Raw genomic sequence first — 7,648 nt, 5'->3', positions numbered from 1 at the left:
CGCCGGCCGACGCCAGGACGTTCTCGTCCAGGCGCCGGGTCACCTCGGTCAGCGACGTACGGCTGATACCACGCATCAGCGCACCTCGGCTTGCTGCTTGCCCTCGCTCTGCTCCAGCTCCTCCAGGAACCGGTCGATGACACGGTTCTGGGCGGCGCTGTCGCTGAGGCTCTCACCGACGATGCGGCCGGCGAGCTCGGTGGAGAGCGCGCCGATCTCACTCTTCAGCTGGGCGAACGCCTGCTGGCGGTCGGCCTCGATCTGAGCGTGGGCGGCCTCGACGATACGGCGAGCCTCGGTCTGGGCCTCTTCGCGCGCCTCGGCGATGATCGCCGCCCGCTGCTCCTTGGCCTTCTCCAGCTCCTGCGCGTACTCGCGGTGGGCCTCTTCGAGCTTCTCGCGGTACTGCTGGCGGATCTCGTCCGCCTCGGCCTCGGCCTTCTGAGCGCGAGCGATGCCACCCTCGATCTGGTCGGCACGCTCGTCCAGCGCCTTCGTCAGCCGCGGCCACATCTTGTAGACGACGCCGAGGATGATGAGGAAGGCGATGAGGCCGAAGGTGAACTCGTCCCAGTGGATGCGCAGGACGTTTTCTTGTTCAGCTGCCAAATACACGGTTGGCATCCCCTTCGCGTTCTGTACGACCGATGATGGCTAGCGCGCGAAGGCGAGAACGAAGCCGAGGATGGCCAGGGCCTCGATGACGGCGAAGCCGAAGATCATCTGGCCCTGAAGGACGCCACGGGCCTCGGGCTGGCGCGCGATGGCCTGGACACCCATACCGAAGACGAGACCCACACCGATGCCGGGGCCGATGGCGGCGAGGCCGTAACCGATGGTGTTGAGGCTACCGGTGATGGCGGCGAGCTCCATTGATATTCCCTTTACTACAGGCCGACGATCATGGACGTCGTCGGACGGACGTGATGAACCGGAACTGGTCTAGCGGTGCGTACCGGGAGGGACCACGGGGGCCTCTCCTAGTGCGCGCCCTCCATGGCCTCACCGAGGTAGATGGAGGACAGGAGAACGAAGACGTAGGCCTGGACCGCCATGATGAACAGCTCGAAGGCCGTGAAGACCAGGAAGCCGATCAGGGCGAAGGCGGAGTAGCCGACCGAGAGGGCACCGAACAGCGCGCCCATCTGGGAGGTCGGGTTGAACATGTAGAAACCGGCGGCCGCGAACAGTGCGAGCAGCAGGTGCCCGGCGAACATGGTCGCGAACAGACGGATCATGTGCGTGGCCGGCCGGATGAGGAAGTTCGACAGCGCCTCGATGGGCACCACGACCGGCAGGATCCACCCGGGGACACCACTCGGAACGAGGCGGGCCTTGAAGTGGGCCCCGACACCGTGCTCGCGGATGCCGACCACGTTCCACAGGATGAAGATGAAGATGGCCAGGACCGCGGGGAAGGCCAGGTTGGAGGTCACCGGCAGTTGGAGGCCGGGGATGAGACCCATGATGTTCATGCAGAAGATGAACAGGAACAGGGTCACCATCAGGGGGAGGTACTTGTCCCCCTTCTTGCCCATGGTGGTCCGGGTGACCTGGTCGCGCAGGAAGCCGACCAGCAGCTCGGCCATGCTCTGACCGCGGCCGGGGACGACCTTGGCCCTGCGGGTGGTGAAGTACCAGAAGGCGGCGGCGACGATCAGTGCGACCACCGCGACCAGGTAGTACTTGTTCAGCCCGGAGGTGAGGGGAAGACCGAAGTCCACCCAGGGCGTCGGGAAGAAGAGGCTCACGGTCGGAGCCTCGAACCCGCACCCGTCTCCGAAGATGTGGCAGCCTGATTCGGACGCCGCGACGACGCTCACGTCAGCACCCACGGCGATCCCTTTCGTCGTGACGCAACTCAATCCTTGGTGTTCTCGTCGGGACGGTCCCGCCCGCAGCAGGGGCGGACGCACCCGGATGTTCGGTCAGGACCGGACGTACTGGGCATAGATGAGGTAGATCGAGCCGACCAGGCCCACTCCCAACCCGATGGGCAGGAAGAGACCGGAGAAGCCCAGGGCCCAGTCCACGACCCAGCCCACGCCGCCCCAGAAGGCGAGCCCTCCCAGCAGGTACGAGATGAGAGTGGTGGCGTTGGCGTTGGACGACGATGTCTCGTCCTTCTTCGCGCTCGACCGACTCATGCTCTCGCTCCGGAAGATAGCAGTAGGTGATCAGGCCCGACGCACCACCCCGCCCGAACGGGGTCACCGGCGCGCCTCACTGTCCTCGGACCCCGACTCGGTCTCGGCCTCGGGCACGATGGTCGGCTGCTTGCTGCGCTTGACCGCCACGGCCTGGGCCGCGAGCCACGCGATGACACACGCCAGCGCCGACCAGCCGAACACCGTGGTGTCCAAAGCCTGCGTACCCCGGAAGGTCAACAGGACGGCCAGGAGGATGCCGAGCTTGGTCGTGTAGACGAGGAGGGCCACCGGGAGGAGGAGCTCCGGACGCCGGCCGCCGGTCCAGGAGATGACGAACGCCGAACTGGCGAACGCGCCGATCACCAGGGCGACCGCGAAGAGGGCGCCGAGGAGTCCCTGGACGTTGCTGAGGGCGAAGCCCGCGATCATCGCGACCACGCCGACCAGTGCCGTCGGAATCGCGGCGCCGCGGAGGGTCCGGGCGTCGTGTTCCTGCATCAGAAAAGCTCCGTGAGGTTCAGTGGTTGCCTGCTCGTGAAAGCTATCACAAGGTTTTCGGTGCTGAATCCGGGGGTTCCTTAACGCGACCTTAACGCCTCGGGAAAGGCCCGCTCCGCCCGCGTTTCGGGCCTTGTGTCACCTTGGCCACACCCGTCACGACCGCCTCAGGAGCACCACTCGGGCACCGCATTCCGCCGACCGAAAGGGACCTGCGACCCCCGTCGAGGTCACAGTCCTCTCACCGTTTCACACCGTCCCCGGAACGGACACCGCGCGGGCGGTCCCAGGGCAGCAGGCCGCGGCGGCGCAGCCGCGGCAGCGCGATCAGGCCGACCGCGCAGACCGCCACCAGGGCGGTCACCGTCAGCACCACCACCGCCGAGTCGAACACCGACAGCGCGACCGCGGCGAACGCCACGATCCCCGCCCACAGGTACATCAGCAGCACCGCGCGCACGTGGCTGTGCCCCATGTCGAGCAGGCGGTGGTGCAGGTGCCCGCGGTCCGGCGCGAACGGCGACTTGCCCGCCAGGGTGCGGCGCAGCACCGCCAGCACCAGGTCGGCCAGCGGCAGCGCGATGACCAGCAGCGGCAGCGCGATGGGCAGGAACACCACGAGCCCGGAGTTGAACTCCTCGCGGGCGGTGTTGGCGTCGAACTGCCCGGTCACCGTGATGGTGATCGAGGTGAGCAGCAGGCCCAGCAGCATCGACCCGGTGTCGCCCATGAACACCTTGGCCGGGTGGAAGTTGTGGCAGAGGAATCCGACACAGGTGCCCGCGAGGATGATCGCGATCATCGCCGGGTAGGACTGGCGGACGAACCCCTGCTCCACCGCCACCACGTAGTAGTAGGCGAAGAAGGCCAGGGCCGAGATGCCGACGATGCCCGCGGCCAGGCCGTCCAGGCCGTCGGCGAAGTTGACCGCGTTGATGGTCACCACGATGAGCAGCACCGACACCAGCGCGCCCAGCCAGGGGCCGAGCGAGAGCTGGGTGCCGGGCAGCGGCAGCCAGAGCAGCTGGACGCCCTTGGCGACCAGGATGCCCGCGGCGGCGACCTGACCGGCGAGCTTGCTGACCGGGTCCATCCCCCAGCGGTCGTCGATGACGCCGATGATCGTGATGAGCCCGCCGGCCAGCAGCAGGCCGATCCAGGTGTCGGCGACGAACACGTTCTGCAGGTGCGGCAGCTGCGCGGAGAGCAGCAGGGCGACGGCGAAGCCGCCGTAGATGGCCAGTCCGCCCAGCCGGGGGATGGGCTCGGTGTGCACGTCGCGGTCGCGCACCGGCGGGGTGGCGCCGAAGGCGATCGCGAACTTGCGCACCAGGGGGACGAGGAGGTAGGTCACCGCGGCGGCGATGACGAAGGTGAGCGCGTACTCCCGCACGGCCTGGCCCTTCTGTGTCTGAACGGGGGGCTGACGGGGACCGGTCAGTCGCGGTCGCGGTCGGCGGCCTCGGGGGCGGGGGCGGCCTCTTCGGCGACGGGCCGTGTCTCCGGGGCGGGGGACTCCGCGGCGGAGGCTTCCTCGGCGGCCGCGGCCTCCTCCCCGGTCTCCCCGGCCTTGCGGGGCGTGGGCCGCTGGGGGCCCTTGCGCAGCTCGCCGATGACGGTGCCGCACACCTCGCGCAGCTTCTCGATGGGGATGGCGCCGTTGCGCAGCACCCGCGGGACCGCGTAGGTGAGGTCGACGATGGTCGAGGGCACCGACGACTCCGTCGCCCCGCCGTCGAGGTAGACCGCGACGGCGTCCTCGCCCAGCTGCTCGATGGCCTCGACGGCGGTGGTCGCGGCCGGGCTGCCGGACCTGTTGGCGCTGCTGACCGCCATCGGGCCGGTCTCCTTGAGCAGGTCCAGGGCGACCGGGTCCATCGGCATGCGCACCGCGACGGTGCCCTTGGTGTCGCCCAGGTCCCAGGACAGGCTGGGGGTGGCGGCGCACACCAGGGTGAGCGGGCCGGGCCAGAACTCGTCCATGAGGTCGCGGCCGAACCGGCCCAGGTCGTCGACCAGGGCCATCGCCGCGCGGGTCGAGCCGACCAGCACCGGCGGGGGCATCTCGCGGCCCCGGCCCTTGGCGGCCAGCAGGTCCGCGACGGCCCTGGGGCTGAAGGCGTCGGCGCCGATGCCGTACACGGTGTCCGTGGGCAGCACCACCAGTTCGCCTCGGCGGACCGCGGACGCGGCGTCGGCGATGCCGTCCTTGCGGGCGGTCTCGTCCGCGCAGTCGTAGATGCGGCTCACCTGCGTTCACCTCGTTCTAGAGCGGGTGGGCCGGTCGGCGCCGGCCCGGGGGCGGGATCGTGACGACCGGGCGGTCAGTCCTCGTGGTCGGCCCGGCGCATGACCACGAACCGGTCGCGCCTGGCCAGGTCCTTGCGGTTGAGGACATCGCGCCAGCCCTTGTCCTCGGGGAACAGCCAGGGGATGTCGATGCCCTGGCCGTCGTGGTGCTCCACGGCCATGGCCCCGCCCGGGCGCAGCAGCCTGCGGCCGACCGCCTCCAGGTCGCGGATCATGTCCAGGCCGTCCTCGCCCGACCACAGGGCGGGGGCGGGGTCGAAGTTGCGCACCTCGGGGGGGATGGCGTCGGCCTCCCGGGTGGGCACGTACGGCGGGTTGCTGATGAGCAGGTCGACCCGGCCGTTGAGTTCGGGCAGCGCGGTGCGCATGTCGCCGTGGTGCGGGGTGACCCGGTCGGCGTGGCCGCTGGCGTCGATGTTGCGCCGGGTCCACTCCAGGGCGGTCGGGTCGATCTCCACGGTGTGCACCCGGGAGCGGGGCACCTCCTGGGCGATGGAGATGGCGATAGCGCCCGAGCCGGCGCCCAGGTCGACGACCAGCGGGTCGGCGACGTCCATGGCGCGCAGCGTCTCGATGGCCCAGTCGACCATGATCTCGGTCTCCGGCCGGGGGACGAACACACCCGGGCCGACCTGGAGTTCGAGGTAGCGGAAGTAGGCGCGGCCGGTGATGTGCTGGAGCGGTTCGCGGGCCTCGCGGCGGGCGACGCACTCCCAGTACCGGGCGTCGAAGTCGGTGTCGGCGACCGTGTGCAGTTCCCCTCGACGGACACCGTGCACGAACGCCGCGAGCTCCTCGGCGTCCGTGCGAGGCGATGCGATGCCCGCGTCCGCGAGTCTCAGTGTCGCGCGGGCGACCTCGTCGAGAAGAAGGTTCATGATCCCTGGGCCGCTTCGAGCCTTTCCTTGGTGTCCGCGTCCACGAGGGCCTTGACGACGCCGTCCAGCTCCCCGTCGAGGACCTGGTCGAGGTTGTAGGCCTTGTAGCCGACCCGGTGGTCGGAGATGCGGTTCTCCGGGAAATTGTAGGTGCGCACGCGCTCGGAGCGGTCCACGGTGCGGACCTGGCTCTTGCGCTCGGCGGCGGCCTCGGCGTCCGCGCTGGCCTGGGCCTCGGCGTAGATGCGGGCGCGCAGGATGCGCATGGCCTGCTCCTTGTTCTGGAGCTGGCTCTTCTCGTTCTGGCAGGAGGCCACGATGCCGGTGGGCAGGTGGGTGATGCGGACCGCGGAGTCGGTGGTGTTGACGCTCTGGCCGCCGGGGCCGGAGGAGCGGTACACGTCGATGCGCAGGTCCTTGTCGTGGATCTCGACCTCGATGTCCTCGGCCTCGGGGACCACCAGGACGCCGGCGGCGGAGGTGTGGATGCGGCCCTGCGACTCGGTGACGGGGACGCGCTGGACGCGGTGCACGCCGCCCTCGAACTTGAGCATCGGCCAGACGCCGGCCCCCGGCTCGGGGGTGCCCCTGTTCTTGAAGGCGATGGTGATGTCCTTGTAGCCGCCCAGGTCGGAGTGGGTGGTGTCGATGACCTCGGTCTTCCACCCCTGGCGTTCGGCGTAGCGCAGGTACATGCGGACCAGGTCGGCGGCGAACAGCGCCGACTCCTCGCCGCCCTCGCCGGCCTTGACCTCCATGATGAGGTTCTTGTCGTCGGCGGGGTCGCGCGGGACGAGCAGGAAGCGCAGCCGGTCGGTGAGGCGCTCGGCCTCGGCGGTCAGGCGCTCGGCCTCCTCGGCGAAGGAGGAGTCCTCGGCGGCGAGCTCGCGGGCGGCCTCGATGTCGCTCTCGGTCTCCTTGAGCGCGCGGTACGTCTCGATGATGGGGGTGAGCTGCGCGTAGCGCTTGCCCAGTGTGCGCGCCCGGCCCTGGTCGGCGTGCACCTCCGGGTCGGCGAGCTGCTGCTCCAGCTCGTAGTACTCCCCCAGGAGGTCGTCCAGCTTCACTTGTGCCACCCCGTCTTGATTCGCGTGCCTCGCCTGCCGTGTCGCCCCCGCGGGGGCCGTGGGTCCCGTGGCGCCGGATGCGCCGGCGCCACGGGCGGAGCGGACGCCGCTACTTGGTGCGCTTGCCGAAGCGCTTCTCGAAGCGGGCGACCCGGCCACCGGTGTCGAGGATCTTCTGCTTGCCCGTGTAGAACGGGTGGCATTCGGAGCACACCTCGGCGCGGATCTTGCCGTCGGTCACCGTGCTGCGGGTCACGAACTCGGCACCGCAGGTGCAGGTCACCGCGGTGGTGACGTACTCGGGGTGGATGTCGGCCTTCATCGTGTGTCTCCTTGTTCATGCGCGGCCGCCGGACGCACGCCTGACGCACCACCGCTGGGTGGGGCGTCGTGAGGGTCATGCGCGAACCGGTGCCGCGGCGATCCAGGTAAGGGGCGGCGGGTCCTCATGGAGGAGGGCCGACCGTATCCCCGACTACCAGTTTGCCAGAACCACAACCCTGCCGTGACCGGTGTCTATTCCCCGGACACCCCGGACGCCCCCGGGAACGACGGCGGCCCCTCCCCCGGGAGGGTGAAGGGGCCGCGGCCGTTCCCCCACTCCGTCGTCCAGGGTCGGTGCCGGCTCCATGGACACGCGCTCGGGGCCGCCCCTACGTCTTTGCAACGGGTGCGGGGAACGGCACCGGACACTACCGGCCGGCCACGACGAACGGCGGCCCTCCCCGGGTGGGGAGGGCCGCCG

General features: G+C 69.8%; 10 protein-coding genes. All 10 read right to left on the bottom strand.

Annotation, left to right across the window (positions count from 1 at the left end):
* Positions 1-75: 75 nt before the first annotated feature.
* Positions 76-624 carry a F0F1 ATP synthase subunit B gene (locus ACJOT3_RS13980; RefSeq protein ID WP_406972704.1) on the bottom strand — a complete coding sequence of 183 codons (549 nt, stop codon included), beginning with the start codon at positions 622-624 and terminating at the stop codon, positions 76-78.
* Between the two features lie 30 nt (positions 625-654).
* Complete coding sequence (gene atpE / locus ACJOT3_RS13975; RefSeq protein WP_406972702.1) at positions 655-873, bottom strand: ATP synthase F0 subunit C; 219 nt, start codon at positions 871-873, stop codon at positions 655-657.
* Between the two features lie 107 nt (positions 874-980).
* Positions 981-1,835 carry a F0F1 ATP synthase subunit A gene (atpB, locus tag ACJOT3_RS13970; protein ID WP_406972700.1) on the bottom strand — a complete coding sequence of 285 codons (855 nt, stop codon included), beginning with the start codon at positions 1,833-1,835 and terminating at the stop codon, positions 981-983.
* Positions 1,836-1,928: 93 nt separating this feature from the next.
* On the bottom strand, positions 1,929-2,147 hold the full coding sequence (locus ACJOT3_RS13965) for an AtpZ/AtpI family protein (protein ID WP_406972698.1): 219 nt from the start codon (positions 2,145-2,147) through the stop codon (positions 1,929-1,931).
* A 63-nt stretch (positions 2,148-2,210) separates the two neighbouring features.
* Positions 2,211-2,648 carry a Cg1360 family ATP-synthase-associated protein gene (locus ACJOT3_RS13960; RefSeq protein WP_406972696.1) on the bottom strand — a complete coding sequence of 146 codons (438 nt, stop codon included), beginning with the start codon at positions 2,646-2,648 and terminating at the stop codon, positions 2,211-2,213.
* Between the two features lie 241 nt (positions 2,649-2,889).
* Complete coding sequence (locus tag ACJOT3_RS13955; RefSeq protein ID WP_406972694.1) at positions 2,890-4,041, bottom strand: MraY family glycosyltransferase; 1,152 nt, start codon at positions 4,039-4,041, stop codon at positions 2,890-2,892.
* 44 nt (positions 4,042-4,085) lie between these two features.
* Positions 4,086-4,898 (bottom strand): L-threonylcarbamoyladenylate synthase, encoded by an 813-nt coding sequence (locus tag ACJOT3_RS13950; protein WP_406972692.1) that lies wholly within the window; start codon positions 4,896-4,898, stop codon positions 4,086-4,088.
* Between the two features lie 74 nt (positions 4,899-4,972).
* On the bottom strand, positions 4,973-5,836 hold the full coding sequence (gene prmC / locus ACJOT3_RS13945) for a peptide chain release factor N(5)-glutamine methyltransferase (protein WP_406972690.1): 864 nt from the start codon (positions 5,834-5,836) through the stop codon (positions 4,973-4,975).
* Positions 5,833-6,903 (bottom strand): peptide chain release factor 1, encoded by a 1,071-nt coding sequence (gene prfA, locus ACJOT3_RS13940; RefSeq protein WP_406972710.1) that lies wholly within the window; start codon positions 6,901-6,903, stop codon positions 5,833-5,835. Before prfA ends, prmC begins: the two co-directional genes overlap by 4 nt.
* A gap of 109 nt (positions 6,904-7,012) precedes the next feature.
* Entirely contained in the window at positions 7,013-7,225 is a 213-nt protein-coding gene (rpmE, locus tag ACJOT3_RS13935; protein WP_406972688.1) for a 50S ribosomal protein L31, read from the bottom strand.
* Between the last annotated feature and the right edge of the window lie 423 nt (positions 7,226-7,648).

This window comes from Nocardiopsis protaetiae (assembly GCF_045446735.1).
Classification (GTDB): Bacteria; Actinomycetota; Actinomycetes; order Streptosporangiales; family Streptosporangiaceae; genus Nocardiopsis; species Nocardiopsis protaetiae.
This window is presented reverse-complemented; position numbering and strand designations above follow the sequence as displayed.

Bases quoted from the DNA above. Each gene is read 5' to 3' on its own strand.
- rpmE (WP_406972688.1), bottom strand. From the start codon at position 7,225: ATGAAGGCCGACATCCACCCCGAGTACGTCACCACCGCGGTGACCTGC.
- ACJOT3_RS13960 (WP_406972696.1), bottom strand. From the start codon at position 2,648: ATGCAGGAACACGACGCCCGGACCCTCCGCGGCGCCGCGATTCCGACG.
- ACJOT3_RS13965 (WP_406972698.1), bottom strand. From the start codon at position 2,147: ATGAGTCGGTCGAGCGCGAAGAAGGACGAGACATCGTCGTCCAACGCC.
- atpE (WP_406972702.1), bottom strand. From the start codon at position 873: ATGGAGCTCGCCGCCATCACCGGTAGCCTCAACACCATCGGTTACGGC.
- prmC (WP_406972690.1), bottom strand. From the start codon at position 5,836: ATGAACCTTCTTCTCGACGAGGTCGCCCGCGCGACACTGAGACTCGCG.
- ACJOT3_RS13980 (WP_406972704.1), bottom strand. From the start codon at position 624: ATGCCAACCGTGTATTTGGCAGCTGAACAAGAAAACGTCCTGCGCATC.